21 protein-coding genes are annotated in these 26273 nt (G+C 75.3%); 19 read left to right on the top strand and 2 right to left on the bottom strand.

Going from position 1 to position 26273, the window contains the following annotated elements; all coding sequences use genetic code 11:
- The first annotated feature begins 11 nt into the window (after window positions 1-11).
- Genes ACFYZS_RS32595 through ACFYZS_RS32570 form a run of 6 tightly spaced genes read left to right on the top strand, consistent with a single transcriptional unit; the run spans window position 12 to window position 5580 of the window.
- A complete protein-coding gene (locus tag ACFYZS_RS32595) occupies window positions 12-1112 on the top strand; it encodes a M20/M25/M40 family metallo-hydrolase (protein WP_389020737.1) in 1101 nt (366 codons plus the stop codon).
- A complete protein-coding gene (gene lysX / locus ACFYZS_RS32590; protein WP_229343261.1) occupies window positions 1109-1978 on the top strand; it encodes a lysine biosynthesis protein LysX in 870 nt (289 codons plus the stop codon). Before ACFYZS_RS32595 ends, lysX begins: the two co-directional genes overlap by 4 nt.
- Entirely contained in the window at window positions 1975-2331 is a 357-nt protein-coding gene (locus ACFYZS_RS32585) for a hypothetical protein (RefSeq protein WP_389020534.1), read from the top strand. The genes lysX and ACFYZS_RS32585 overlap by 4 nt, the downstream gene beginning before the upstream one ends.
- A complete protein-coding gene (locus ACFYZS_RS32580; RefSeq protein WP_389020531.1) occupies window positions 2328-3683 on the top strand; it encodes a DegT/DnrJ/EryC1/StrS family aminotransferase in 1356 nt (451 codons plus the stop codon). The genes ACFYZS_RS32585 and ACFYZS_RS32580 overlap by 4 nt, the downstream gene beginning before the upstream one ends.
- Window positions 3680-4561: a transketolase gene (locus ACFYZS_RS32575; protein ID WP_389020528.1), complete on the top strand. Its 882-nt coding sequence runs from the start codon at window positions 3680-3682 to the stop codon at window positions 4559-4561. The genes ACFYZS_RS32580 and ACFYZS_RS32575 overlap by 4 nt, the downstream gene beginning before the upstream one ends.
- Complete coding sequence (locus ACFYZS_RS32570; protein ID WP_389020525.1) at window positions 4558-5580, top strand: transketolase family protein; 1023 nt, start codon at window positions 4558-4560, stop codon at window positions 5578-5580. The genes ACFYZS_RS32575 and ACFYZS_RS32570 overlap by 4 nt, the downstream gene beginning before the upstream one ends.
- 91 nt (window positions 5581-5671) lie before the next feature.
- Here the strand turns inward: ACFYZS_RS32570 and ACFYZS_RS32565 are convergent, their stop codons facing one another.
- Window positions 5672-6538 carry a GNAT family N-acetyltransferase gene (locus ACFYZS_RS32565; protein ID WP_389020522.1) on the bottom strand — a complete coding sequence of 289 codons (867 nt, stop codon included), beginning with the start codon at window positions 6536-6538 and terminating at the stop codon, window positions 5672-5674.
- Between the two features lie 21 nt (window positions 6539-6559).
- On the opposite strand from ACFYZS_RS32565, the gene ACFYZS_RS32560 reads away from it, so the two are divergent.
- The 13 genes from ACFYZS_RS32560 to ACFYZS_RS32500 all read left to right on the top strand — a co-directional run bounded on the left by ACFYZS_RS32560 (window position 6560) and on the right by ACFYZS_RS32500 (window position 24799).
- Window positions 6560-7141 carry a hypothetical protein gene (locus ACFYZS_RS32560; protein ID WP_389020519.1) on the top strand — a complete coding sequence of 194 codons (582 nt, stop codon included), beginning with the start codon at window positions 6560-6562 and terminating at the stop codon, window positions 7139-7141.
- Complete coding sequence (locus tag ACFYZS_RS32555) at window positions 7131-8183, top strand: BtrH N-terminal domain-containing protein (protein WP_389020516.1); 1053 nt, start codon at window positions 7131-7133, stop codon at window positions 8181-8183. The genes ACFYZS_RS32560 and ACFYZS_RS32555 overlap by 11 nt, the downstream gene beginning before the upstream one ends.
- 52 nt (window positions 8184-8235) lie before the next feature.
- The gene (locus ACFYZS_RS32550) at window positions 8236-8460 is read left to right on the top strand and encodes a lysine biosynthesis protein LysW (protein WP_324615947.1); all 225 of its coding nucleotides are present in this window, start codon (window positions 8236-8238) and stop codon (window positions 8458-8460) included.
- Entirely contained in the window at window positions 8461-9486 is a 1026-nt protein-coding gene (argC, locus tag ACFYZS_RS32545) for an N-acetyl-gamma-glutamyl-phosphate reductase (RefSeq protein ID WP_389020513.1), read from the top strand.
- A 154-nt stretch (window positions 9487-9640) separates the two neighbouring features.
- Window positions 9641-10510: a [LysW]-aminoadipate kinase gene (locus ACFYZS_RS32540; RefSeq protein ID WP_389020511.1), complete on the top strand. Its 870-nt coding sequence runs from the start codon at window positions 9641-9643 to the stop codon at window positions 10508-10510.
- A 5-nt stretch (window positions 10511-10515) separates the two neighbouring features.
- Window positions 10516-13917: an amino acid adenylation domain-containing protein gene (locus tag ACFYZS_RS32535; protein ID WP_389020508.1), complete on the top strand. Its 3402-nt coding sequence runs from the start codon at window positions 10516-10518 to the stop codon at window positions 13915-13917.
- On the top strand, window positions 13914-15080 hold the full coding sequence (locus ACFYZS_RS32530; protein WP_389020505.1) for an acyl-CoA dehydrogenase family protein: 1167 nt from the start codon (window positions 13914-13916) through the stop codon (window positions 15078-15080). The genes ACFYZS_RS32535 and ACFYZS_RS32530 overlap by 4 nt, the downstream gene beginning before the upstream one ends.
- The gene (locus ACFYZS_RS32525; RefSeq protein ID WP_389020502.1) at window positions 15077-16180 is read left to right on the top strand and encodes an acyl-CoA dehydrogenase family protein; all 1104 of its coding nucleotides are present in this window, start codon (window positions 15077-15079) and stop codon (window positions 16178-16180) included. Before ACFYZS_RS32530 ends, ACFYZS_RS32525 begins: the two co-directional genes overlap by 4 nt.
- Before the next feature lie 16 nt (window positions 16181-16196).
- Window positions 16197-17564, top strand: coding sequence for a M20/M25/M40 family metallo-hydrolase (locus ACFYZS_RS32520; protein ID WP_389020499.1), 1368 nt, complete (start codon window positions 16197-16199; stop codon window positions 17562-17564).
- A 36-nt stretch (window positions 17565-17600) separates the two neighbouring features.
- Window positions 17601-20960: an amino acid adenylation domain-containing protein gene (locus ACFYZS_RS32515; RefSeq protein WP_389020497.1), complete on the top strand. Its 3360-nt coding sequence runs from the start codon at window positions 17601-17603 to the stop codon at window positions 20958-20960.
- A gap of 8 nt (window positions 20961-20968) precedes the next feature.
- On the top strand, window positions 20969-22687 hold the full coding sequence (locus tag ACFYZS_RS32510) for a condensation domain-containing protein (RefSeq protein ID WP_389020494.1): 1719 nt from the start codon (window positions 20969-20971) through the stop codon (window positions 22685-22687).
- 13 nt (window positions 22688-22700) lie between these two features.
- Complete coding sequence (locus ACFYZS_RS32505) at window positions 22701-23558, top strand: tryptophan 2,3-dioxygenase family protein (protein WP_389020492.1); 858 nt, start codon at window positions 22701-22703, stop codon at window positions 23556-23558.
- Entirely contained in the window at window positions 23555-24799 is a 1245-nt protein-coding gene (locus tag ACFYZS_RS32500; protein ID WP_389020489.1) for a tryptophan 2,3-dioxygenase family protein, read from the top strand. The genes ACFYZS_RS32505 and ACFYZS_RS32500 overlap by 4 nt, the downstream gene beginning before the upstream one ends.
- Here the strand turns inward: ACFYZS_RS32500 and ACFYZS_RS32495 are convergent.
- Window positions 24769-26082: an MFS transporter gene (locus ACFYZS_RS32495; protein ID WP_389020486.1), complete on the bottom strand. Its 1314-nt coding sequence runs from the start codon at window positions 26080-26082 to the stop codon at window positions 24769-24771. The two genes, ACFYZS_RS32500 and ACFYZS_RS32495, sit on opposite strands and share 31 nt — an antisense overlap.
- Window positions 26083-26273 lie beyond the last annotated feature (191 nt).

Raw genomic sequence — 26273 nt, 5'->3', positions numbered from 1 at the left:
GCGTGAGCGCCATGGACCGTACCGGCGAGACCGCGCTGCTGCGCGCGCTCGTCGACATCCCGTCCGTCTCGGGCACCGAGGCCGCGGTCGGGGCCTTCCTGGCCGCGACGATGGACCGGCTCGGCTTCGAGACGCACGTCGACTCCGCGGGCAACGTGCACGGCTCGGTCGGCCCGGCGGACGGGCCGCACCTGCTGCTGCTGGGCCACATGGACACCGTGCCGGGCGAGGTTCCCGTCCGGCTGTCGGGCGACGTCCTGTACGGCCGGGGCACGGTCGACGCGAAGGGGCCGCTCGCCGCGATGGTCTGCGCAGCGGCCCGCCTCGCGGACACCACCGGCGCGCGGATCACCGTCGTCGGCGCGGTCGACGAGGAGCGCACCTCGGTCGGCGCCCGCCACCTGGCCGGCCTGATGCGCCCGGACGCCGTGGTCATCGGCGAGCCGAGCGGGGCCTCCTGCGTGGGCATCGGCTACAAGGGCGTCTTCCGGTTCCGGATGACCGCCGAGCAGCCGGCCGCGCACACCAGTTCGCCCGAGGCGACGGCCGCGGAGATCGTCGCGGACTTCTGGTTCGGCGTACGGGAGTGGCTGCAGCGGCGGTACGGGCCCGGGACCGCGAGCGCCCTGTTCGACCAGGCGCTGCCCTCGGTGGTCGCCATGGGCGGCGGCCTGGAGGAGGCCTGGATCGAGGTGTCGTGCCGGGTGCCGGTGCACTTCGACGCCGCCACCTTCCGGGCCGCGCTCGACGAGCTGGCGGGCGGGCGGCGGATCACCGTCGTCGAACACGTGGAGGCGGTGCGGTCCTCGCGCACCGACCCGGTGGTCAAGGCGCTGTCGGCGGCGATCCGCGAGAGCGGCGCCCGGCCGGCGGCGAAGCTGAAGCTGGGCACCGCCGACTGGAACGTGGTGGGTCCGGTCTGGGGGGTGCCGACGGCCGCGTACGGCCCCGGCGACTCCCGCTACTGCCACACCGAGGACGAGCACATCGCTCTGCCGGAATACCTCACTGCCATCGACGTCCTGACGGCGGCGCTGCCGCGGCTGGCTCAGTCGGTGGCCCTGCGCACCACGACCGGTGCCCTCAACGGAATGGGAGGCGGCACGCCGTGAACACACGACGACCGCTGGCGGTACTGACCTCGCGCGTACGGCTGGAGGAGCGCCTGCTCCTGGCCGAACTGCGCAAGCGGGACATCGAGTTCGAACAGCTCGACACCCGGCGCCTGACGTTCCAGCTCGACGGACCGGGTGCGCTGCCCTACCGGGGCGCGCTCAGCCGGGAGATCTCGCACACCCGCAACGCGTACGCGAGCCGGCTGCTGGAGCACCTGGGCGTGCCGGTGCTCAACAGCTCGCGGATCATCAACCTCTGCGGGGACAAGCTGCTGACCACCCTCGCCCTGCGGGAGGGCGGACTGCCCACCCCGCGCGCGATGGTCGGGCTGGTCCCGGACGCGGCGCTGGACGCCCTGGACGACTTCGGCTACCCGGCCGTGGTCAAGCCGCTGACCGGCTCCTGGGGCCGGATGGGCGCCCGGCTGCACGACCACGAGGGCGCCGAGGCGATCTTCGAGCACCGGGCGGCGCTGCCCGGCCCGCACCACCAGATCACCTACGTCCAGGAGTACATCGACAAGCCCGGCCGCGACATCAAGGCGTACGTCTTCGGCGGCGAGGTGGTCGGCGCGATCTACAAGATCTCCGAGAACTGGCGCACCAACACGGCGCTCGGCGGCCGCACCGAGGTGTGCCCCCTCACCGACGACCTGGTCAAGCTGCTGACCGCGACCGCCGAGGCCATCGGCGAGGGCGTCCTCGGCGTCGACGTCATCGAGCACAAGGACGGCCGGATGGTCGTCAACGAGGTCAACCACACGCCCGAGTTCCACGGGGCGATCGAGGTGCTGGGCACCGACCTGGTGGGCGCGTACGTGGACTACGTCATGGCCCGGCTCGCCGTCTGGGACGCGCAGTGAGCCCCGCGCGCGGCCGGCTGGCCCCCCTCCCGCTGGCCGGACCGGTGCCCTTCGACGGCCGGGTGCTGGAGGTGCCCCGCGGCCGCTACGACTGGCTGCACCTGGAGGTGCGCGCCGCCGCGGCGGCGGACGCCACGCTGTGGCTGCACTTCGCCGGGGGCACCGACCCGGAGACCGCCGAGATCCCAGCGGGCCCGGCCGTGCGGCTGCGCGTGCCGGTGACCCGCCGCGACGAGCTGGAGCGCGTACGGCTGCCCGAGCGGGAGGGGCTCGTACTCCTCGCGCTGACCACCGTGGCACCGGCTCCGGCCGGCCTGCCCGATCCCCACGAGAGCGGTCTGGTGACGACATGAGCGGCACACTGGCGATGTTCGGCGGCGCCAAGACGCTGCGCCGGCAGGACATGGGCAAGGAGCTCACCGGCTGGCCGGTGATCACCGAGGAGGAGCACGCCGCGGTCCGCGGGGTGCTCGACGGCGGGCTGTTCACCTCCAACGACGCCGGGCGCGGCGAGGTGTCCGCGCTCCAGCGCGACTGGGCCGCGTACACCGGCACCCGCTACTGCGCGGCCGTCTCCAACGGGACGGCGGCGCTGGAGCTGGCGCTGGCCGCGCTCGACCTGGAGCCGGGCTCCGAGGTGCTGGTGCCGGCGCTGACCTTCATCGGGACCGCGATCCCGGTGGTGCAGCGGCTGCTGGTGCCCGTCTTCGTCGACGTGGACCCGGTCACCTTCACCATGGATCCCGAGGCGGCCGCCGCCGCGGTCACCGAGCGGACCCGGGCGATCATCGTGGTGCACCTGCACGGTCTGCCCGCCGACATGACGGCGCTGCGGGCGCTCGCGGACAGCCGCGGGCTGAAGCTCATCGAGGACGCCGCGCAGGCCCAGGGCGCCGAGTACCAGGGCCGCCGGGCCGGCTCGATCGGCGATGTGAACGCCACCAGCCTCAACGTGGTCAAGAACCTGCCGACCTGTGGCGAGGGCGGGCTGATCACCACCGACGACGAGGAGCTGTACGAGCGGATCGTGCTGCGCCGCCAGTTCGGCGAGGACCTGCGGGCCGGCAAGGACCGCGACTACATCTCGCGGGTGCTGGCCGGCAACGAGAAGCTCAGCGCGGTGCAGGCCGCCTTCACCCGGCGCCAGTTGGCCCGCCTCGACGAGTACCACGCGCTGCGCGCCAAGAACGTGGAGTCCTTCCTGGACCGGATCGGCAGGCTGCCGGGGCTGCTCGCCCCGCAGGTCCCCGCCGACCGCACGCACGCCTGGCACATCCTGCGGCTGCGGTTCTCGGCGGCGGGCCTGGGCCACCCCGAGGTCTCGGACGGGGCGCTGCGCGCGGTGCTGCAGCGGGCGCTGAAGGCGGAGGGCGTGCCGGTGGCCCCGTACCAGGTGGTGCCGCTGCCCGGGCAGCGGGCCTTCCGGGAGCTGTCGGGCTTCGGCGGCTACCCGTGGCGGATCGAAGGGGCGGCCCGGCCGCGCCACGACATCTCCGAGTTCCCGGTCTCGCTGGCCGTGATCGAGGACTCGCTGACGATCCAGCGGATCCACCTCAACCCGGCGGCGGGCCCGGTCCTCGACCGGTGCGCGCAGGCCTTCGAGAAGGTCTGGGAGCGGATCGAGGACCTGCTGCCGCTGGCGCGGGCCATGGAGTACCGCCCGCCGTGGCACGCCGCGGTCAACACCCCCGAGGAGAGCGCGTGAGCACCCCCCTGCTCGACCCGCCCGCGACGGCGGCAGCCGCACCGGCCGCCCCCGCCGACACGGCTGCCGATCTGGCGGACCTGGCGCACGAGGTGCGCGAGCTCGTCCTGCGGATGGGCACCACCGCCCACGGCACCCACGTCGGCGGCAGCCTGTCCGCGGCCGACGTCCTGACCGTCCTCTACCACGAGGTGCTGCGGCTGCGGCCGCAGCAGCCCGACTGGGCCGACCGCGACTGGTTCGTGCTCAGCAAGGGGCACGCGAGCGCCGCCCTCTACGCGGTCCTGGCCCAGCGCGGCTTCATCGACCGGGCCGAGCTGGCCACGTACGGGGCGCCGGGGAGCCGGCTCGCCGGGCACCCGCTGCGCCGGCTGCCCGGGGTGGAGTTCCCGACCGGTTCGCTCGGGCACGGCCTGTCGCTGGCCTCCGGGGTCGCGCTGGGGCTGCGCCGCACGGGCCGCCCGGGGCGGGCCTTCGCCCTGCTGGGCGACGGTGAGCTGCAGGAGGGCTCGGTGTGGGAGGCCGCGATGAACGCGGGCCACCACGGGCTCGACAACCTGGTCGCGGTGGTCGACCGCAACGGGCTGCAGATCTCCGGCTCCACGGAGGAGTGCGTGAGCCTGGAGCCGCTGGGCGACCGCTGGCGCAGCTTCGGCTGGGCGGTGGCGGAGGTGGACGGCCACGACCTGGACGCGCTGCGGCAGGTGTTCGCGGCCCTGCCGGACGGAGCCGGGCGGCCGACCGTGGTGCTGGCGCGGACCGTCAAGGGCCGCGGGGTGCCCCTCTTCGAGGGCAAGAAGAAGTCCCATTCGGTGCAGCTGACACCTCGGCTGTTCCAGCGGGCCCTGACCGGCCTGAACGCGAGGAGGGCACGATGACCGCCACGATGCCGGAGACGGCCGCGCCGGCGGCCCCGGCCGCCGAGGCCGCTCAGGACGCCGAGCCGACCTGGGAGGAGCGGTACGCGCTCCCCGCGCGCGAGGTGTACCGCCGCACGCTGCTGGAGCTGGCCCGCACCGACCCGCGGGTCATCTGCGTGGACTCCGACATGGGCGGCCTGGAGACGCTGTTCGGCGAGGAGCTGCCGTCGCAGTACGTCAACGTCGGCATCGCCGAGGCCAACCTGATGGGGGTCTCGGCGGGGCTGGCGGCGACCGGGCTGCTGCCGTACGCGAACACCCTGTCGGGGTTCGCGGCGGCCCGCGCCTGCGAGCAGGTCAAGATCGACGTCGCCGGGAACAACCTGCCGGTGCGGATCGTGGCGACCCACGCCGGGCTGTCGGCCGGGCACTACGGGCCCACGCACCACGCGGTGGAGGACCTGGCGATCCTGCGGACGCTGCCGAACCTGACCGTGGTGGTGCCGGCGGACGCGGTGGAGACCGAGTACGCGGTGCGCGCCACGGCGGACCTGCCGGGGCCGCTGTTCCTGCGGCTGGGCCGGGCGGCGACGCCGCTGGTGCACGAGGGGCCGTACGAGTTCACGGTCGGCAGGGCGCGCGAGCTGCGGGCGGGTACGGACGTCACGATCGTGGCGACGGGCCCGTACCCGGTGTCGATGGCGCTGGAGGCGGCTCGGGACCTGGCCGCGCGGGGGGTCTCGGCCCGGGTGCTGAACATGCACACGATCAAGCCGCTGGACCGGGAGGCGGTGCTCGCGGCGGCCCGGGAGACCGGCGGGATCGTCACGGTGGAGGACCACCTGGTGTCGGGCGGCCTGGGCGCCGCGGTCTGCGAGGTGGTGACGCAGGAGGCGCCGTGCCGGGTGCACCGGATCGGCGTGCCGGACCGGTTCTTCGACCACGTCGCCGACGAGCGGCAGTTGCTGGAGCTGGCCGGCATCAGCCCGGCGGAGATCGCCGCGGCGGCGGCCCGGCTGGCCGCCGCCCCGCGATGAACGGCCTCTCCATGAGCGGCCCCGCGATGAGCGGCCCCGCGATGAGCCGCGGGGCGGTGAGCGGCCCCGCGGCGGGCCGCCCGGCCGCCGTTCAGGGGCGCGGGGTGCGGACGGCGCGGGCGGCCGGGCTGCGCCACCAGGCCAGCAGGCTGGTGTGGATCAGCCGGGGCTGGGCGAACGCCGCGATCTGCGCGGCGGGGCGGGCGAAGAACAGCCCGTCCCCCGTGCGCCGGTCCGCGGCCGAGGCCAACGCGCCTTCCACGGAATCCCGTTGGGACGCTGTGGCGCCGGGCAGGAAGTCGACGCCGAGCAGCGCCTCCTCCGGGGCGGCGGGCAGCGGCTCCCCGGTCCGGCAGCGGGTGCCGCACGGACCTGCCCACCAGGACACCGCCCAGCCCTCCCCACCGGGGGCGTAGGGCGCTCCGGGCTCCTGCGGGGCGCGCGGATCGCGCACCATGTGGACCTCGGAGAGCGGCTTGTCGGCGGCGCCGAAGTGGCGGACCGTACGGAAGCCGACCCGGGCGTAGAAGGCCGGGTTGCCCCGTTCGACCACGGCGTCGAGCACCACCTGCCGGGCGCCGGCGGCCGCGGCCGCGGCTTCGAGGCGGCCCAGCAGCAGCCGGCCGAGCCCGGCGTGGCGCACCCGGGGGGAGACGGCCAGCCGGCGGACCTCCCAGTCGCCGTCGGGGCGGACCACGGCCCGCACCGATCCGGCGGTCTCCCCGTCGAGGGAGGCGACCCACAGCCCGCGGCCCGCGGCGAGGTCCTCCCGTACGTCCCCGGCCCGTTCGCGGGCCCCGTCGGCGACGGGCAGGCCCGGGACGAGGTCGCCGGCGGCGTACGCGGCGGCGGTGACCTCGGCCACCCGCTCGCAGAGGTCTTCCGGAGCGCCGGGAACAGAGTCAAGGAATCGGATCTGGATATCGACGGCAGTGGCCGCCTTTTCTGTGGTGAGCACAGCCGCAACATAGTGGATGTGATGGGATTGGGAAACACCGTCGTCAATCTGTCCGCGCATTTCAACAATCGCGGAATACAGCCGCCGGACACCCCCGGCGACTACGGTTTCAATATCTGGCGCAATACGTTTCCGGCGGAGGAACTGCCGGAGCCCGGCTCCCTGGTGGACCTCGTGGGGGCCGTCTTCGAGTTCCCGGCCCGCGAGAGCGCGGCGGGGGACAACGTGCGCTGCCGCGGGCAGCTGGTGGAGCTGCCGGGCGGCAGCTGGGACTGGATCGGCCTGGTCGGCGCAGCCGAGCGGCGCACCGAGGACGAGCTCGAACTGCACTACGCGGACGGCACCGTGCGCCGGGAGTGGCTGCGGATGAGCGACTTCTGGCCGCAGACCGGCGCGTACTTCGGCGAGCCGAGGGCCTTCGTCACCGGCAGCATGCGCTACCCCCGCCACACCCACCTGCACCACGCGCCGTCGATCTGGCAGCAGCGGGTGCCGGTGCGCGTGCCCGCGCCGCTGGCCGCGGTGCGGCTGCCGGACAACCCGGCGATGCACGTCTTCGCCATGACCGTCACAGCGGACGAGGAGAGCCGTCTTGCGAGTTGAACTGGGACCCGTCGGCTACTGGCGGCACGAGCTGTCGCACTGCCTGCACACGACGGCCGGGGTCCTGCTGGGCTTCCACGGGCTGGACCCGGTGCAGGCGCTGGGCGCCGGCTGGGGCTTCGACTACCCGGCGGGCGACATCCGCCGCGAGGAGTACTACTTCCCGGGCGCGGCCGAGGACCTCTTCGGCGGGCTCGCCCCCTTCCACGACGTGCACTCGCGCTGGCACGAGCCGGCCGACGCCCGCGAGGGCTGGGAGCAGGTGCGGGCCGCGCTGGCGGCGGGCACCCCGGTGGCGGTGGCCGCCGACAACTTCCACCTGCCGTTCCGGCCGGCCTACCGCGACGTGCACACCAACCACCTGATGGTGCTGTACGGCTTCGACGACACCACCGGCGACGTGTTCGTGGCCGACCCGGTGCCACCCGCCTTCCAGGGGACCATCCCGCTGGCCGCGCTGGAGGCCGCCCGGGACTCGGGCAACCCGGTCCACCACGACCGGGACCTGTTCTTCACCGCGAACCCGATCGGCAACCGCTGGCTGGAGCTGCGGATCGGCGAGGACCAGCCCGCCTTCGACCCGGAGTTCGTCGACCGGGTGACCGCCGCGAACCTGCGCGCGCTGCGGGCGGAGCCGTCCGCCGCCGACACCGCCGCGGGGCACCTGCGCGGGCTCGCGGGGCTGCGCACCTTCCTGACGGAGGCCTTCGACCGGCTGCCCGGGGACCCGGCCGTCGGGGACGAGGTCTTCGTCGTCATCGGCCCCGTCCTCGCGGTGACCGGGCTGCACGCGGAGTTCCTGCGCGAGGCCGGGCGGCGCTTCGGCGAGCTGCGGCTGGCCGAACTGGCCCGCGAGGTGGACCGGGTGGCCCACCACTGGTCCGCGCTGCGCATCGCGGTGGCCACGGCCGGCCCGGACCGGGCCGCGCAGGTGCCGGGGCTGCTGCGCCGCACGGCCGCGCTGCTCGACGCGTACGACCGGGCGCTGGACGGCCTCCAGAGCCGTCTCGACGCCCGCGGACAGGCCCTTCGGGGCGCGTAGGGGTTATCCCCGACTGACTGCGCGGGACCCCACCCGGCAGGCTCGACCTGCGGTGGAAACGCCCGCGGAAAAACATGCCGAATACCGCATGGAAAGGAATGCTGTCTTGCTCAAGGAAGCATGCCCGGAATGCACCGGAGACGTCTCCGTCGCACCCGAGGTGGAACTCAACGAAATCGTCGAGTGTGCGGAATGCATGGCGGAACTCGAAATCGTTTCGCGCGAGCCGCTGATCATGGCCCTGGCCCCCGAGGCCGAAGAGGACTGGGGTGAGTAAGTGATCCGCGCCGGGATCGTCGGCGGGGCCGGGTACATCGGGGGCGAACTGCTCCGGATGCTGCTCGGCCACCCCGAGGTCGAGGTCGTGGCCGCCACCTCGACCCGCCTGTCCGGCAGGCGGGTCGACGGCAGCCACCCCAACCTCCGGGGTCTGACCGACCTCAGCTATGTCGCACCGGAGCAACTGCCCGAGTGCGACGTCCTCTTCTTCACCGCGTCCAGCCTGGACGACCCCGCCGGGCGGGCCGAGCTCGCCGCCCGCGGCAAGGTGGTCTTCGACCTCAGTGCCGACCTGCGGCTGAAGGACCCCGAGCTGTACCGCAAGCACTACGGCCGGGAGCACCCCGTACCGGAGCTGCTCGCGGACGCCGTGAGCGGTCTGCCCGAGCTGCACCGGGAGCGCCTGCGCACCGCCGACCTGGTGAGCGTGCCCGGCTGCATGGCGAGCGCGTCGATCCTGGCGCTGAACCCGCTCGCCTCGGCGGGCCTGATCGAGTCCCGGGTCACCGTGGACGGCCGGGTGGGCTCCAGCGGTTCGGGCGCCTCGGCGGGCGAGATGAACCTGCACTCCGAGCGCAGCAACGTGCTGCGGGTGTTCGCTCCCCTGGGCCACCGCCACCAGGCCGAGATCAGCCAGGCCACCGGCCTGGAGGCGCTGATGACGGCCACCGGTGTGGACGCCGTCCGCGGTGTGCAGGTGGTCATCCGGGCCACCGCGCGGCCCGGGGTCACGGAAGCGGCGATCCGCTCCGCCTACCGCACGGCGTACGCGGCGGAGCCCTTCGTCCGCGTCGTCGCGCAGAAGCGCGGCAACTACCGCTTCCCGGAGCCCAAGCTGCTGCTCGGCTCCAACTACTGCGACGTCGGCTTCGCCTACGACGCGGCGAGCCGCGAACTGCTCGTGATCGGGGCGCTGGACAACCTCGTCAAGGGCGGGGCGGGCAACGCCGTGCAGAGCATGAACATCCGCATGGGCTGGGACGAGCGGACCGCCCTGGGCTTCCCGGGGCTGCACCCGATCTGACCGTGCCGGGCCCCGTACGAGGCCCCGTACGCCCGCACCGGCGCCGACGGGACTCCCCGGCGGCGCCGGGCCCCGCCCGCCCGGCCGAAGCGGCCGCGGCGGCCGGCCCCCGTGCCCTTCGAAAGCCCCGTACCGATCCGAGAGGCAGCGACACATGATTCACCCCGTCACCGTCGTCAAATGCGGTGGCAGCCCGGCGATCGACCGGGAGGCGATGTGCGCCGACATCGCGTCCCTGGCCGCCGCGGGCCGCCGTGTCGTGCTGGTGCACGGCGGGGCCGCCGAGGTCGACCTGCTCGCGGAGCGGCTCGGTGTCCCGCAGCGCCGGCTGACCACGCCCAGCGGCTCCTCCAGCCGCTACACCGACCCCGCCACCCTGGAGGTCCTCCAGCTGGCGCTCGCCGGAAAGGTCAAGCCCGCCCTGGTGGCGGCGCTGGGCCGCGGCGGCGTCCGCGCCGCGGGGCTGACCGGACTGGACGGGGCCACGGTCACGGCCCGGCGGACCGCCGCGCACCGCGCGGTGCTCGACGGCCGCACCGTGATGATCCGCGACGACCACAACGGCCGGATCCGGAAGGTGGATCCGACCCTGCTGACCCTGCTGCTGGAGCACGGCATCGTGCCCGTGCTCTCACCGCCGGCCCTCGCCGAGGACGGCACCGCGGTGAACGTGGACGCCGACCGCACGGCCGCCGCGGTCGCCGCGGCCCTGGGCGCCGAGCGGCTCGTGATGCTGACGGGCGCGCCGGGCGTCCTGGCCGACCACCGCGACGAGTCCTCGCTGCTGCCCGAGTACCGGGTGCCGGTCGAGGGGCCCGTCGGGGACGCGGCCGTGGGCGGCATGAAGGCCAAGCTGCAGGCGGCCCGGGAGGCCCTGCTGGGCTCCGTGGCCGAGGTGGTGGTCGCCGACGGCCGCGTGAAGGACCCGGTCTCCCGTGCGCTGGGCGGCGCGGGCACCACCGTACGGCTGGCCGCCGTACACGAGACGGGCGGCGCCGCGCCGCTGACGACGACGGGGAGCTGACGGCGATGGCCGAGACGACGACCGGAACGACGGCCGCGGCGGGAGCGGCGGCCGGTACGGGAGCGGCGGCGGCCGGCGCGGGTGCGCGCAGCCTCGCCGACACCCGCAAGGCCCTGCTGGCGCTGCGCGAGCGCCAGCGCACCACGGTGCGGGCGACGAGCACCTCGATCACCCCGGCGGCCCGCGACCGGGCCCTGCCGCTGTCGTTCACCCAGCAGCGGCTGTGGTTCCTGAACCAGTGGTCCCAGGGCCGGCCCGTCTACAACGCGCCGTCCGTGCTGCGCCTGCGGGCGCCGCTGGACCTGCCGGCGTTCCGGCGGGCGCTGACCGCCCTGGTGGGGCGGCACGAGATCCTGCGCACCCGCTACCCGGAGCTGAACGGGGTGGCCTACCAGCACGTAGACCCGGCCCCCGCCGAGGTGCCGCTGCCCGTCACCGACCTCGGCGCGCTGAGCGGCGCGGAGCGGGAGGCCGCGGTCGAGGCCCACGTACGGGCCGAGATCCGGCACTCCTTCGACCTGGCCGCCGAGCACGCCCTGCGGGTGTCGCTGGTCCGGCTCGGTCCGCAGGAGCACGTGCTGGTCCTGGCCATGCACCACATCGCGACCGACGGCTGGTCCACGGACATCCTGACCCGCGAGCTCGTCGCCCTCTACCGGGCCGAGGCCGCCGGAGCCGTTCCCGTCCTTCCCGAACTTCCGGTGCAGTACGCCGACTTCGCGGTCTGGCAGCGCGGCCACCTGACCGGCGAGGTGCTGGACAAGCAGCTCGCCTACTGGCGGGAGCGGCTGGCGGGGGCCGCGACCCTCGACTTCCCCGCCGACCGGCCCCGGCCCGCGGATCCCACCCGCGACGGCGCCACGCTGACGCGGATGCTGCCGGACGAGCTGCTGCGCGGACTGCACCGTACGGCCCTGGCCGAGCGGGCCACCCTGCTGACGGTGGTGCTTGCCGCGTTCACCGCGCTGATGTCCCGCTACACCGGCCAGGACGACGTCGTCCTCGGATCGGTGTTCTCGGGCCGCACCCGGCCGGAGATCGAGAACCTCATCGGCTTCTTCTCCAACACCCTGGTCCTGCGCACCTCCACGGAGGGCGACCCGACCTTCCGCGAGCTGCTGCGGCGCACCGGCGAGACCGTGATGGGCGCCCACTTCAACCAGGACCTGCCCTTCGGCACCCTGGTGGACGAGCTGGCCCCCGAGCGCGACCCGAGCCGCAACCCGCTCTTCCAGACCTGCTTCACCCTGCAGCACGCGGCGGCCGCCGAGGCCGAGGCGGGCGGGCTGTCCGCCGAGCCGTACCCGGCCGACCCGGGCACCGCCCGCTTCGACCTGGCCGTGCAGCTGACCGAGGTGCCCGGGCAGGGCCTGCGGCTGTGGGCCGAGTACTCCACCGAGCTCTTCGACACGGACCGGATCGAGCGCCTGTTCGGGCACTACGCCCGGCTGCTGCGGGCCGTCACCGAGAACCCGGAACTGCGCCTGAGCGAGCTGCCGCTGCTGACGGACGCGGAGCACGAGCAGCTGGTCCGCGGCTGGAACGACACCGCCCGCACGTACGGCTCGGAGGAGCTGTGCCTGCACCAGCTCGTCGAGTCCGTCGCCGACGCCCACCCGGACGCGGTGGCCGTGGTGTACGAGGGCGCGGCGCTGACCTACCGGGAGCTCGACGAGCGGGCCGACCGCCTCGCCCACGCGCTGCGCGCGCGGGGCGTCGGGCCCGAGTCGGTGGTGGGCGTGCTCGCGCGGCGCGGCCCGGCGCTGCCGGTGGCCTTCCTCGCCGTGCACAAGGCGGGCGGCGGCTACCTGCCGCTGGACCCGGACCACCCGGCCGCCCGCTGGGAGCTGCTGCTGGAGGAGGCCGGCGCCCGTACCGCCGTCACCACGGCCGACCTGGCCGGGGAGCTGCCGGCCGCGGTCACCGCCGTGCTCGCCGACGACCCGGCGCTCGTGGACGGGCCCGCGCCCGGCCGGCTGCCCGCCTCGGCGGGGCCGGAGAACCTCGCGTACGTGATCTTCACCTCGGGTTCGACCGGGCGTCCCAAGGGCGTACAGGTGGAGCACCGCTCGATCGTCAACTTCGCGCGGGCCATCACGGAGCTGTTCCGGATGGGCCCCGGGGACCGGGTGCTGCAGTTCGCCAACCCCTCCTACGACGTCAGCCTGTTCGACTTCTTCTCCGCGCTGACCAGCGGCGCCGCCCTGGTCCAGGCGCCGCGCGAGACCCTGCTGGACCCCGAGCGGCTGACCGCGCTGATGCGCGAGCAGCACGTCACGGTGGCCGACCTGCCGCCGGCGGTGCTCGGGGCGCTCGACCCGGAGGCGCTGCCGGAGCTGCGGACGCTCTTCGTCGGCCTGGAGGCCTTCCCCGGCGAGCTCGTCAACCGCTGGAACACCGGCGGGCGCGAGTTCCACAACGGCTACGGGCCCACCGAGGCCACCGTCGCCTGCATCGACTACACGTGCCCGAAGACGGTGCACGACTCGATGCCGCCCATCGGCACCCCGCTCGCCAACTACACGGCGCACGTGGTGGACCGGTTCGGCGCCCTGGTGCCCGTCGGGGTGCCGGGCGAGCTGCTCGTCGGCGGCACCGGGGTGGCCCGGGGCTACCTGAACAGCCCGGAGCTGACCGGGCAGAAGTTCGTACCGGACCCGTACGGGGACGGGAGCGGGGACGGCGGCGACGGCGGCGGGGAGCGCGGGCGGCTGTACCGCACCGGCGACCTCGTGGTCCGCCGCGCCGACGGGAACCTGGAGTTCCGCGGCCGCGTCGACCAGCAGGTCAAGATCCGCGGGCTGCGCATCGAGCCCGGCGAGATCGAGCAGGCGCTGACCGCGGAGCCGGAGATCGCCGAGGCGGTCGTCGTGGCGCACGGCGAGGGCGCCGACGCCCGGCTCGTGGCGTACGTGGTCCCCGTCCCGGGAACGGACGCGCTGGACGAGGGGGAGCTGCGCCGCCGCCTCGGCGGACGGCTGCCCGCGCACCTGGTGCCCGCCCTCTTCGCGGTCCTCGCCGAGCTGCCTCGGGCAGCGAGCGGAAAGCTGGACCGGGCCCGCCTACCGGAGCCCGAAGCGGCCGCGGCCGCCGTGGAGTTCGAGGCCCCCTCGACGCCCACGCAGATCGCGCTGGCCGGCATCTGGGAGGAGATCCTGGGCCGGGGCGGCTTCAGCACCCACGACGGGTTCTTCGCCGTCGGCGGCAACTCGCTCAAGATCACCCAGTTCGCGGCCCGGGTCCGGGAGCGCTTCGGGGTGGAGCTGGAACTGCGCGACCTGTTCGTCAACAGCACCCTCGGGCAGCTCGCCGACCTGGTCGAGGAGCGGGAGCTGGCCTCGGCCGACGACGCCGAGCTGCTGGCCCTGCTGGAGCGCGCCGAGGCCGCCGGCGGCGGTGCGCTGTGACCGGCCGGCACCCGGGCGGCCTCACCGCCGCCGAGGAGGGGTTCCGCGGGCGGGTCCGCGCGCTGCTGGCCGAGGAGCGCGTACGCGCCCTGGCGGACGAGATCGCCGCGTACCCGCCGGGCACCGAGGCCACGCACCTGCCGGTGCACCGCTGGCTGGGCGAGCGGGGCTGGCTGGCCCCGAACTGGCCGCAGGAGTACGGCGGGGCGGGCCTGGGCGCCGCCGAGGCGGCCATCGTCACCGAGGAGATGACGCTCGCCGGGATCCCCGACGACGTGCACGTCCTGAGCATCGACATCGTCGGCCGGTTCCTGCTGGAGGTCGGCACCGAGGAGCAGAAGAAGCGGCACCTGCCGGCGCTGGCCGCCGGCGAGGAGATCGCCACCGTGCTCTTCACCGAGCCGGACGCCGGATCCGACCTGTCGGGGCTGCGCACCGCCGCGCGCCGCGACGGCGACGGCTGGCGGCTGTACGGACAGAAGATCTACAACATGAAGTCGCAGTACGGCGAAGTGGCGCTGTGCGCGGCCCGCACCACCGAATCCCCGGTGGCGATGCACGGCATCACCCTCTTCCTGCTGCCGCTGCGCTCCCCCGGCGTCCACGTGGAGCCCGTCCCGACGCTGTGCAACGACCGGTTCAACCTGGTCGTCATCGACGGGGTGCGCCTGACGGAGGCCGATGTCGTCGGCGAGGTCGACAACGGCTGGGCCCTGATGAACGACCTGCTCCAACTGGAGCGCACCGGAGTCGACTTCCACGCCAAGGCCCGCCGCCTGCTGGACCTGGTGACCGAGCGGGCCGCGGCAACGGGCCGGCTGGCGGACCCGGCGTACGCGCTGCCGCTGGCCGCGCTCGACGCCCGGCTGCGCGCCGGGCACGCCATGGCCTGGCAGCAGGTGCGCAACCTCGGCGCGGGCAGTGCGGACCCGGTCGGCTCGGCGATGGCCAAGTGGTACGTCACCGAGCAGATCCGGCCGGTGCTCGACCTCGCCCTGGAGGTCTGCGGGCTGGAGGCGGCCCTGACCGCCTGGGACGGCGCCGCGCCCGACGGCGGGGTGCTGGAGGCGGGCCTGCGCATGGGCCCCTCGCACCGGCTGGCCTCCGGAACCTCCGAGGTCATGCTCACTTTGATCGCCACCAACGGTTTGGGGCTGATGTGACGACGGCCGTGCTCGACGAGCTGAGGGAACTGTTCGGGCAGGAGCTGGCGCCGGTGCTGCGCCGGCTCGGGGAGCGCCCGCGCGGCGCCGCGGACGGGCCGGCGGCCCGGCTCGGCGAGGAGGACGCGGGGACCCGCGACGCCGTCTGGGCCACCCTGGCCGAGCTGGGCGCCTTCGGCCCGCACCGCGAGGCCGAACGGGCCGCGATCGCCGAGCTGATGGGCGCGGCGCTCTACCAGAGCCCGTACGCGGACACCGTGACGGCGGCCGCGCTGCTGGCCGCCACCGGGGATCCGGCGTACGGACCGCTGCTCGACGAGGCCGCCCGGGGCGCGGCGGCCGTGGCCCTCGCGGTCCGGGCGGACGGGCTGACCGGCCCCGACCGGCCCGGCCCGCTCACCGTGCACCGCGAGGGGGAGGGGTACGCGGTCACCGGCCGGCGGCCCTTCACCGCCTTCGCGGCCGACTGCGGCCACCTGGCGGTGGTCGGAGCCGGGGCCGACGGCGAGCCCGTACTCGCCCTCGTAGCGCGCGAGCAGCCCGGGGTGCGCCTGACGCGCCGCGACGACATCGGCCGCGGCGACCTGTACGCGGTGGAGCTGGACCGGGCCGCGGTGTCCGGGGCGGTCCACCCGGTGGGCGCGGCCTGGCCGGCCGTACTGGCCGCGGCGCGGCTCCGGCAGGCCGCCGCGCTGGCGGGAGCCGCGCGGGCCGCCGTGGAGCTGGCCGCGGAGCGGCTGAGGTCCCGGCAGGCCTTCGGGCAGCCGCTGGCCCGGCAGCAGGCGCCCGCCCACCGGCTGGCGGCGCTGGCCGCCGAGGCTGCGACCGCCTCGGCCTTCGCCCGCTCGGGGGCCGCGGCCGCCGACCGCGGGGAGGACGTACGCGCCACCGGGGCGCAGGCCCTGTACCTGGCGGGCGATCTGGCCCGGCGGGCGGCCGCCGAGTCGGTGCACCTGCACGGCGCGTACGGCATGACGGAGGCCTGCGACGCCCAGCTGTTCCTGCGCCGCGCCGCCGTGGACTCCCAGTGGCTGGGCACGGGCACCGAGCTGCTGCGGGAAGCGGCCGCGCTGCTCGCCCCCACCCCGAACCCCCGCTGATCCGAAAGGCCGCGTCATGCACGACTCCCCGCTCCTGGACCCGGTGCCGCTGCTGCAGGACCTGATCCGGATCGAGACCGTCAACCCGCCCGGGGACGAGGGCCGCCTCGTGGCCCACCTCGAACGGCTGCTGATCGCCGAGGGGATCACGGACTACAAGGTGGTCGGCCCCAGCGCGGAGCGCACCAACCTGGTGGTGCGCTTCCCCGGCCGGGGCGAGGCCCCGCCGCTGCTGCTGCACGCCCACTCCGACGTGGTGCCGGTGACGGGCCAGGAGTGGACGCACCCGCCGTTCGAGGGCCGGCTCGTGGACGGGGAGGTGTGGGGCCGCGGCGCGATCGACATGAAGGGCGGCCTCGCGATGATGCTGTCCGCCCTCTTCCGGCTGCGCGCGGCCGGGGAGCGGCCCGCCGGGGACGTGGTCCTCGCGGTCGTCGCCGACGAGGAGGACGGCAGCGGGGCGGGCGCCGCCTACCTCGTCGAGCAGCACCCCGAGCTGTTCGAGGGGGTGCGCTACGCCATCGGCGAGGAGGGCGGGGCCGGGATCGAGCTCGCCGGGATCCGCTTCCACCCGGTCGTGGTGGCCGAGAAGCGGCCGGGCTGGCTGCGGCTGACCCTGCGCGGGCCCGGCGGGCACGCCTCGCGGCTGGCCGCGCCGGGCAATCCGACGGCCCGCCTGGGAGCGGTGCTGACCGCGCTGAGCGGGGCCCGGCTGCCGCGCCATCAGATGCCCGCCGCCGACCGGATGCTGGCCGCGCTGGCCGGGGCGCTGCCGGAGCCGCTGGCCGCGGCGGTGACCCGGCTGCGGGAGGACCGCGAGGGCGACGCGCCGCCGGCGGGGCTGCCGCTCAACGAGGCGCTCCAGCTGGACTCGGTGCTGCGGCACACCGTGAACCCGACGGTGGTGCGCACCGGGCACAAGATCAACATGATGCCGGCGGAGATCACCGTCGACGTCGACGGGCGGATCCTGCCCGGGGAGTTCGAGGTGGCCGACCTGGTCGCCGAGATCCGCGCCCTGATCGGCGGCGACGGTGAGGACGAGGACGGCGACGCGATCGGGATCGAGCTGCTGCACGAGGACCCCCGGGTCCGGCCCGAGCTGATCGCGGAGCCCGAGTTCGGGCCGTTCTACGACCGGCTGGAGGCGATCTTGCGCGAGGCCGACCCCGAGGCCGTGCCGCTGCCGGTGATGAGCCCGGCCACCACCGACGCCACCGTCTTCGCCCGCCTCGGCATCCGCTGCTACGGCTGGCTGCCGCTGCGGCTCCCCGCCGGGGCCCCGCACCGCCGCCTGCTGCACTGCGCCGACGAGCGGATCCCCGTGACCGCCCTGGAGTTCGGCACCCGCTGCCTGACCGAACTGCTGCGCACCCACCCCTGAACCGCCGGTCCCCTGACGACGAAGGCCAGTGACGCCATGTCCTCCGAGTTCCTCTCCCCGCAGCGCGCCGCGCTGCTCGCGCAGCTGCGCCGCGGGCGCGGCCTCGGCTCCGCGCCCGGCGGCATCACGCGCCGGCCCGACCCGGCCGCCCCCGCCGCCCCGTCCTCCGGCCAGCGCCGGCTGTGGTTCTTCGACCAGCTCCAGCCGGGCAGCGCCGCGTACAACATCGCCTGCGGCGTGTGGCTGCGCGGCCCCTTCGACCAGCCGGCGCTGGAGCGGGCGCTGACCCGCATCACCGAGCGGCACGAGGTGCTGCGCAGCGTCCTGCGCGCCGACGGCGAAGGCGGCGTACGGGCGGTGGTCCTGCCCGCGGCGCCCGTGGCCGTCCGCACGGTCGAGGCCCCCGGCGAGGCCGGGGAGGAGCTCGTACGGAGGGCCGGACAGATCGCCGCCGAGCCCTTCGACCTCGCCGCCGGACCGCTGCTGCGCTGCACCCTGCTGCGCGGCGCCGGCGACGCCCGGCTGCTCGTCCTGGCCATGCACCACGCCGTGTCCGACGGGTGGTCGCTGCAGGTGCTGATCCGCGAACTGGTCGAGCTGTACGGGGCGCAGGCCGAGGGGCGCGAGCCGCGGCTGCCCGCACTCGCGGTCCAGTACGCCGACTACGCGCTGTGGCAGTCGCAGTGGCTGTCCTCCCCGGCCGCGGCCGCGCAGCTGGAGTACTGGCGGGGGCGGCTCGACGGGGCCGTCCTCGCCGACCTGGCCACGGACCGGCCCCGGCCGGCCCGTTCCGACTTCTCCGGGGCACACGCCCGCTTCGAGGTGGGCGCGGCGGCCGGGGCCCGGATCGGCGCGCTCGCCGAGCGGCTGCGCACCACCCCCTTCACGGTGGCCATGGCCGCCTTCGCCGCGGTCCTCGCCCGCTTCACCGGTCAGGACGACCTGGTGGTGGGGACGCCGGTGGCGGGCCGCGGCCGGGCCGAGACGGCCGCGCTGGCCGGGTTCTTCGTCAACACCCTGCCGGTGCGCGTCGACCTGTCGGGCGACCCCTCGCTCGAGGAGCTCGTCCGGCGGACCCACGGCGAGGTGCTGGACGCCCGGTCCCACGCCGACGTGCCCTTCGACCACCTCGTCGAGGAGCTGCGCCCGCAGCGGGACGCGGGCGGCCGCACCCCGCTGGTGCGCTACCTGTTCCAGTCCGACGAGCAGCCCCAGGAGCCGGTCTCGGTGGGCGGGTTGGAGATGCTGCCAGTCCGGCTGGACACCGGTACCGCCAAGTTCGACCTGGCCGTGGACCTCTCCCCGCGCGCCGACGGCGGCTTCGACGGGCTCGTCGAGTACAGCACCGAACTGTTCGACCCCGCCACGGTGGAGCGGATCGCGACCGCGCTGCGCCTGGTGCTGGAGGAGGCCGGGCCCGCGCGGGCGGGCGCCGCCCTGTCGCGGCTTCCGGTCATGACCCCGGCCGACCGCGCCGGGCTGCTGGAGCGGTGGAGCGGGGCGGGCGTGCCCGCCGTGGCGACCGGCGTCCCCACCGTGCACGGGCACATCGAGGCCCAGGCCGACCGCACCCCCGAGGCCACCGCCGTGCAGTTCGGCGAGGAGCGGCTGAGCTACGCCGCGCTCGACGAGCGGGCCAACCGGCTCGCGTGGGAGCTGCGGGCGCGCGGCGTCGGCCGGGGCGACCTGGTCGGGGTGGCCCTGCCCCGCGGCCTGGACCTGATGGTGGCGCTGCTCGCGGTCCTCAAGTCCGGCGGCGCCTACCTGCCGCTGGACGCCGGCTACCCGGCGGCCCGGATCGAGATGATGCTGGAGGACGCCGGGGCCAAGGTCGTCGTCACCGACACGGACGCCGTGCCCGCGGAGCTGACGGCCGCGGCCGGGGCCGCGGGGGCCCGGGTGCTGTGCCTGCGGCGCGACGCGGAGGCGGTCGCCGCCCGTCCGGGACACCGCCCGTGGGCCGGCGCCGGAGCCCGCGACCTCGCGTACGTGATCTTCACCTCGGGGTCCACGGGCCGGCCCAAGGGCGCCATGAACGAGCACGCGGCCGTCGTCAACCGGCTGCTGTGGATGCACCGGGCGTTCGGGCTCGCCGAGGGCGAGGGCGTGCTCCAGAAGACGCCCATCGGCTTCGACGTCTCCGTGTGGGAGCTGTTCTGGCCGCTGATGGTGGGCGGCCGGTGCGTGCTCGCCCGGCCCGGCGGCCACCAGGACCCCGAGTACCTGTGCGACCTGATCGCCTCGGCCGCCATCACCACCGTCCACTTCGTGCCCTCGATGCTGGCCGCGTTCACCACCGCCGGACGGCTGCCCGCCGTACGCGACACCCTGCGCCGCATCGTCTGCAGCGGCGAGGAACTGCCCGCCGCGCTGGTCACCGAATGCGCCGCACTGCTGCCGGACGCCGGGGTGTTCAACCTGTACGGGCCCACCGAGGCCGCCGTCGACGTCACCTGGTACCCCTGCGCCGAGGGGTACGGCGGCCGGGTGCCGATCGGCCGCCCCATCGACGGCGCCCACGTGTACGTCGTCGACCGCGCGGGCCGGCCCGTCCCCGTCGGCGTGGCGGGCGAACTGCTCCTGGGCGGCCCGGCCGTGGGCCGCGGATACTGGCGCCGGCCCGGGCTGACCGCGCAGCGGTTCGTACCGGACCCCTTCGGCGCGCCCGGATCCCGGCTCTACCGCACCGGCGACCTGTGCCGGTGGCGGGCCGACGGCACCCTGCAGTACCTGGGCCGCATCGACCACCAGGTCAAGCTGCGCGGGATGCGGATCGAGCCGGGCGAGATCGAGGAGGCCCTGCGCACCCACCCGGGCGTGGACTCGGCCGTGGTCTCGGTGCGCACCGGCAGCTCCGGAACCCCCGTGCTGGTGGCGCACGTCCGGCCCGCCGAGGGGACGGACGCGCAGGAAGCACCCGACGCACTGGCCGGCGTCCTGCGGGCGCACCTGCGGGAGCTGCTGCCGGCCCACATGGTGCCCACGGCCTTCGCCGCCGTCGCCGAGTGGCCGCTGGGCCCGAACGGCAAGCTCGACCGGCGCCGGCTGCCGGACCCGGAGCCCGCCGCCCCCGAGGCCGGCCGGGTCCAGCCCGCGACGCCCGTGGAGAGCGAGCTGTGCGCGATCTGGGCGCAGGTGCTGGGCGTGCCCGCCGTCGGCGCCACCGACAACTTCTTCGACCTCGGCGGGCATTCGCTGCTCGCCACCCAGCTGCTCGCCCGGGTACGGGCGCGGTACGGGGTGGAGCTGCCGCTGGGCCGGCTCTTCGCGGCGCCGACGGTGCGCGCGACGGCCGAGGCCCTGGCCGCGGCCGGGCGCCGCCCGGCGTCCGCCCCGGCCCTGCGGCGCATCGACCGGTCCGCCTACCGCGTACCCGCCCCTTCGATTGCGGAGTGAGTCCTGACATGACCCAGACCGAGACGGCCGCGCCCGAGACGGCCCGGACCGAGACGCCCGAGGAACTGTTCTCCCTGCCCGCCTCCTTCGGGCAGAAGCGGATGTGGCTGCTGGAGCAGGCGGGCAGCGGGACCGCCCTCTACACGATGCGCGCCGCCCTGCGGCTGCGCGGCCCGCTGGACCCCGGGGCGCTGGAGCGGGCCCTGACCGAGGTGGTCGCCCGGCACGAGGTGCTGCGCAGCGTGCTGCGGCTGGACGGCAACGACATCGCCCAGGTGGTGCGGGCCCCCGGCCCGGTGGACTTGCCCGTCGTGGAGGTGCCCGGCGGCCTGGAGGCGGCCGTGGCCCTGGCCGCGGAGCTGAGCCGGGAGCCCTTCGACCTGTCCGCCGGCCCGCTGCTGCGGTGCACGCTGCTGCGGCTGGCCGAGGACGACCACGTGCTGCTGGCGCTGGTCCACCACAGCGTCTGCGACGGCATGTCGCTGGGCGTGCTGCTGCGCGAGCTGACGGCCCTGTACGAGCCCTGCCTGCACGGCCGTGCGCACCCGCTGGAGGAACTGCCCCTCCAGTACGCGGACTACGCCGTCTGGCTGCGCGAGCAGGTGGCCTCCGGCGCCCTGGAGGAGCAGCTGGCCTACTGGGGCGAGCGGCTCGCCGGGGTGCGCGAGCTGCGGCTGCCCGCGGACCTGCCGCGCCCCGCCGTACGGGCGTGGTCGGCGGTGTCGGCGCCGGTGAAGGTGGCTGCGCCGGTGGTGCGCCAGCTGCGGCTGACCGCCCCCGGCGGCGGGGTGACCGCCTCGATGGTGGCCCTGGCCGCGTACGCGGTGGTGCTCTCGCGCTGGAGCGGGCAGAGCGACCTGGTGGTGGGCCTGCCCGTGGCCGGGCGGCCCGAGGTGGACCTCGAACCGCTGGTCGGGTTCTTCGTGAACACGCTCCCGATCCGCGTCGACCTGTCCGGGGACCCGTCCTTCGGCGAGCTGCTGGCGCAGGTCCGGGACCGGTGCGTCGAGGCGTACTCCCGGGCCGACGTGCCGTTCGAGCTGATGGTCGAGCGGGCGCACCCGGACCGGAGGGCCGGCCGGCTGCCGCTGGCGCAGACGCTGCTGAACGTGCAGCAGTCCGTACCACTGGGCCTCGCCCCGATCACCGGCGTGACCCTGGAGCCGGTCGAACTCCCCGACACCGCGCTGCAGTTCGACGCGGTCGCGGACCTGGTGGAGCAGGGCGACGCGGTGACCGGGCACGTGTCCCTGTCCGCGGACCTGTTCGCCGCCGAGACCGCCGCCCTCGTGGCCCGCTCGCTGTCCGCGGTGCTGCGGACCGCCTCCGCGGCTCCCGGCACCGCCCTGTCGGCGCTGCCCTGCCCGGTGGCCGAAGCCCGCGCGACCGCGGGCGGTTCCCAGGCGCCCGAGGAGCCGTACGAGGAGCCCCTGCGGGACCTCCCGGCGGGCGGCGGGAAGCCGCAGACCCCCGGCGAGCACCTGCTGGTCGCACTGTGGCGCGAGGTGCTGGAGGTCTCCGAGGTCGGCGTCCACGACGAGTTCTACGCCCTGGGCGGCAACTCGATGCGGGCCGTGCGGATCGTGACCGCCGCCCGGGAGCAGGGGTTGGAACTTCCCCTGGACCGGATGCTCGGCCAGCACACCATCCGCGAGGTCATCGCCCACACCGAGGCCGCCGCCGCGGCCGCCGGGCACCGCACCACCGCCGCTCCCGCGGCCGCCTGACAGGAGAAACCCCGTGACCACCCAGACCACCGCACCCGCGGCGCACACCGCGCCCGCCGGCAAGGACTACTCCGTACCGGTGCTGCCCGGCACGGGGGACACGGACTACGCCCGCTACATGCGGACCGACACCCTGCTGTCCCTCCAGCGCCGCCCGGAGGAGGTCATCCACCGCGACGAGCTGCTGTTCCAGGTGGTGCACCAGTCCACCGAGCTCTGGCTCAAGCTCGCCTGCCAGGAACTGGCCGACAGCACCCGGCTGATCGGCGAGGGCTCCTTCGACACGGCCGTACGGCTGCTGGAGCGGGCCCGGCTCGGCGTCCGGCTGGCCACCGACCAGCTGGAGATGATGCGCCGGCTCTCGCCCTGGGACTTCCAGACCATCCGCACCGTCCTGGGCCACGGCTCCGGCTTCGAGTCCCCCGGCTGGGCGGCCGCCCGGCGCGCCACCGCGCTGCTGGGCGAGGCCTTCGACCGCGCCGTCGAGGAGCGGGGGATCGACCTCGCCGAGGTCTACCGCACGCAGCCCGACACGCCCGTGCACCGCCTCGCCGAGGCCCTGATCGGCTGGGACGAGGGGATCTCCCTGTGGCGGGTGGAGCACTGCAAGATGGCGCTCCGCCTGCTGGGCGAGGACGTGCTCGGCACCAAGGGCATCCCCATCGGCGTGCTGACCAAGCTGATCGGCCACCAGTTCTTCCCGCGCCTGTGGCTCGTGCGCACCGAGCTCACCCGCACCGGCCCGATGGGCGACGCCGCTCCGGCCGCCCCGGCCGCTCCGACTGCTCCGGCCGCCCCGGCCGCTCCGACCGCGCCCCCGGCGGCTCCCTGCCCGGCGGCCCCCCTTCCCGAGGAGAAAGACCGCAAATGAAAGCGCTCACCGACTGGCTCGCAGCGCCCGAGCCGGACCTCTTTCCCTACGCCGGCGTGGTCGCGGCCTACCGGGAGGGCGGCAAGCACTTCGTCTCCGACTCGCTGTTGGCCCTGCTGGACCGGGCGCGCGGGGAGCTGACCGCCGCGCCCGCCCCGGCCGGGGCCGGGCAGGAGGCCGCGCGCGAGGTGCTCGACCGGTTCCTCGACACCGCCCTCGACAAGTACGACGGCCGCTACGACTACCCCACCTACACCGCGCTGTCCCTGCTGGCCCCGCCCGCCGGGGCCGCTCCCGAGGAGATACGCGGGCACCGCGACCGGCTCGTCGTACACCTCCTGGGCGACCTCGCCCGCTTCGAACTGGCCGCCGTGGCCGGGGAGACCGCGCTGCTCCCGCAGCTGCGCCCCTCCCCGCTGCTGGTCGGCAAGCGCCACCGGCTGGCGCTGCGGGTGGCCGCCCCCGCGCTGGCCCGCCTCGGACTGCCCGGCCCCGTACCGGGCGAGGAGCCCGAGAAGGCGGCGCGCCGGCTGTGGGAGACCTCCGAGGCCGCGATGACCGAGCGGGAGCGGCTGGTGCTGGAGCTGAGCATGCTGCCGGTGCACGTCACGCACGACGAGTACCTGTTCATCCGCGTGCTCCAGGCCTTCGAGGCCACCTTCACCCTGCTGGCGGCCGAACTGCGGGCCGCGATCGAGGCCCTCGACGCGGGCCGCGGGCCCGCCGCCGCGGACCGGCTGCGCCGCGCGGCGACGGCCCTGACGGAGTCCGCGCCGCTGTTCTCGCTGCTCGCCACCATGCAGGCCGAGGCCTTCCGGGTGTTCCGGGAGTTCACCGAGGGGGCGAGCGCCATCCAGTCGCGCTCGTACAAGCTGGTGGAGTCCCTGTGCCGGACCCCGGACGCCGAGCGGCTCCACTCGCACGCCTACCGCTCCGTGCCCGAGGTCCGCGAGCAGGTGCTGGCCGGGCAGCGGACCCTGGACGACGCGTACGCGGACGCCCTGTCGGGGCCGTTCGGCGGCCGCGGCTGCGTGCTGCCGGCGGCCGCGGCGATGGAGGAGTTCGCCTCGGCGCTGCGCCGCTGGCGCCAGACCCACTACCGGCTCGCCGTGCGGATGCTGGGCAGCCGCAGCGGCACCGGATACACGGAGGGGACCCCCTACCTCGGCGAGGTGCGGAAGATCCCCGTGTTCGACTCCGTGCAGCGCCCTCAGGAGTCGCGAGCCACCTCCGCGGCCTGATCCGGGACGGTGCGCAGGGTGCGTACGGAACGGCCCGCGATCGGCGCGACCGAGAGCAGCAGCAGGACCGGTGCGACGGCGAGGGCGGTACGGGCCCCCGCGTACTGGGTGAGCAGCCCGGCGCAGGTGGTGCCCAGCGTGAGCATCCCGAAGCTGATGAGCCGGTAGGTCGCGGTCATCCGGGCGTACAGGTGCGGGGCGGTCAGCCGCTGCCGCATGGTCACCGCGATCACGCTGCCCGCGGAGGCCCCTCCGGTGCCCAGCAGGTAGGCCAGCGCGCTCACGGGCAGGTCGGCGCCGCCGCCGTCGGCGGTGAGCAGCAGCAGGTAGGGCGTGGTCGAGAAGACCAGGACGGTCAGGAAGGCCCGGCCGAAGCCGAGGCGGCGCAGCAGCGGCGGGGCGGAGAGCGCCCCGGCCACGGCGCCGAGCCCGCCGGCGACCATGACGAGCCCGAAGTCCGCGCTGTCGTGGCCGAGTTCGCGGACGAAGCGCATCAGGAATGCCAGGTTCAGCAGGGCGATGCCCGCGTTGTAGATGCCGGCGTGCACGGCGACGGCGCGCAGCGGCGGATTGTCCAGGACCGAGCGCAGCCCCTCCCCGAGCTCGCGGCGCAGGTCGCGCGGGGCGGCGGACCGGACGGTCTTCTCGCGGTGGCGTACGAGCATCAGGGCGCTGGCGGAGGCCAGGTAGGACAGGGCGTCGAAGACGAGGGTGGCGGCGGGGCCGAAGAGGGCGGCGAGCCAGCCGGCGAGGCCGGGGCCGGCGGTGCCGCCGACGGCCTGGTTGGCCGTCACCAGGCTGTTGGCGGCCGGGAGCTGGGCGGCGGGCAGCAGCCGCGGCAGGTAGGCGGTGGCGGCGATGTCGTACACCGCGCTCAGGGAGCCGCCGAGCAGGGCGATCAGCCAGACGTGCCACAGCTCGAGCCCGCCCGTCAGCGCGAGGACGGGGACGGCCAGGACGAGCGCGAAGCGGGCGAGGTCGGCGGCGATCATCACGGGGCGGGCGGGGCGGCGGTCCAGCCAGACCCCGGCGAAGAGCGGCAGCAGGAAGAACGGCGCCATGTAGAGGGTCTGGAGCAGCCCGACCTGCGTGCCGGTCGCGTGCAGGCCGGTGACCATCAGCAGCGGCAGCACGAATTCCGTGATCTTGGAGCCGAACTGGGAGACGGCGTCACCGACCCACAGGGCCCGGTAGTCGCGCGTCGTGCGCAGCGGGTGGCGGGGGCGGGCCGGGCCGCTGCCGGGCTCGGTGCGTGGATCGGTGCGTGGCTCGGTGCTCGTCATGGTGGCCTTTCCACGGGTTCTCGGCGCCCTCCGCGTCAACGGCGTCAACGCCGTTAACGCCGTTGACGCCGTGCCTGCGAGACGCCGTTGACGGCGGACTGCGGGAGACCGGGGTCCGGGCACCCTGACGGACTCTCACAGCCCCCGCCCGCGCGGGGCAGTCGGGGAAAGCCCCGATCGAGGCGAGCAGG

Source organism: Streptomyces sp. NPDC001903 (assembly GCF_042891345.1).
Taxonomy (GTDB): Bacteria; Actinomycetota; Actinomycetes; order Streptomycetales; family Streptomycetaceae; genus Streptomyces.
The sequence above is the reverse complement of the archived record's forward strand: the minus strand, read 5'-3'. Positions and strand labels throughout refer to the sequence as shown.

Coding starts and splice junctions, on each gene's coding strand:
- ACFYZS_RS32595 (WP_389020737.1), top strand. CDS start 12: ATGGACCGTACCGGCGAGACCGCGCTGCTGCGCGCGCTCGTCGACATC.
- ACFYZS_RS32580 (WP_389020531.1), top strand. CDS start 2,328: ATGAGCGGCACACTGGCGATGTTCGGCGGCGCCAAGACGCTGCGCCGG.
- ACFYZS_RS32570 (WP_389020525.1), top strand. CDS start 4,558: ATGACCGCCACGATGCCGGAGACGGCCGCGCCGGCGGCCCCGGCCGCC.
- ACFYZS_RS32560 (WP_389020519.1), top strand. CDS start 6,560: ATGGGATTGGGAAACACCGTCGTCAATCTGTCCGCGCATTTCAACAAT.
- ACFYZS_RS32540 (WP_389020511.1), top strand. CDS start 9,641: ATGATTCACCCCGTCACCGTCGTCAAATGCGGTGGCAGCCCGGCGATC.
- ACFYZS_RS32535 (WP_389020508.1), top strand. CDS start 10,516: ATGGCCGAGACGACGACCGGAACGACGGCCGCGGCGGGAGCGGCGGCC.
- ACFYZS_RS32520 (WP_389020499.1), top strand. CDS start 16,197: ATGCACGACTCCCCGCTCCTGGACCCGGTGCCGCTGCTGCAGGACCTG.
- ACFYZS_RS32515 (WP_389020497.1), top strand. CDS start 17,601: ATGTCCTCCGAGTTCCTCTCCCCGCAGCGCGCCGCGCTGCTCGCGCAG.
- ACFYZS_RS32510 (WP_389020494.1), top strand. CDS start 20,969: ATGACCCAGACCGAGACGGCCGCGCCCGAGACGGCCCGGACCGAGACG.
- ACFYZS_RS32500 (WP_389020489.1), top strand. CDS start 23,555: ATGAAAGCGCTCACCGACTGGCTCGCAGCGCCCGAGCCGGACCTCTTT.
- ACFYZS_RS32495 (WP_389020486.1), bottom strand. CDS start 26,082: ATGACGAGCACCGAGCCACGCACCGATCCACGCACCGAGCCCGGCAGC.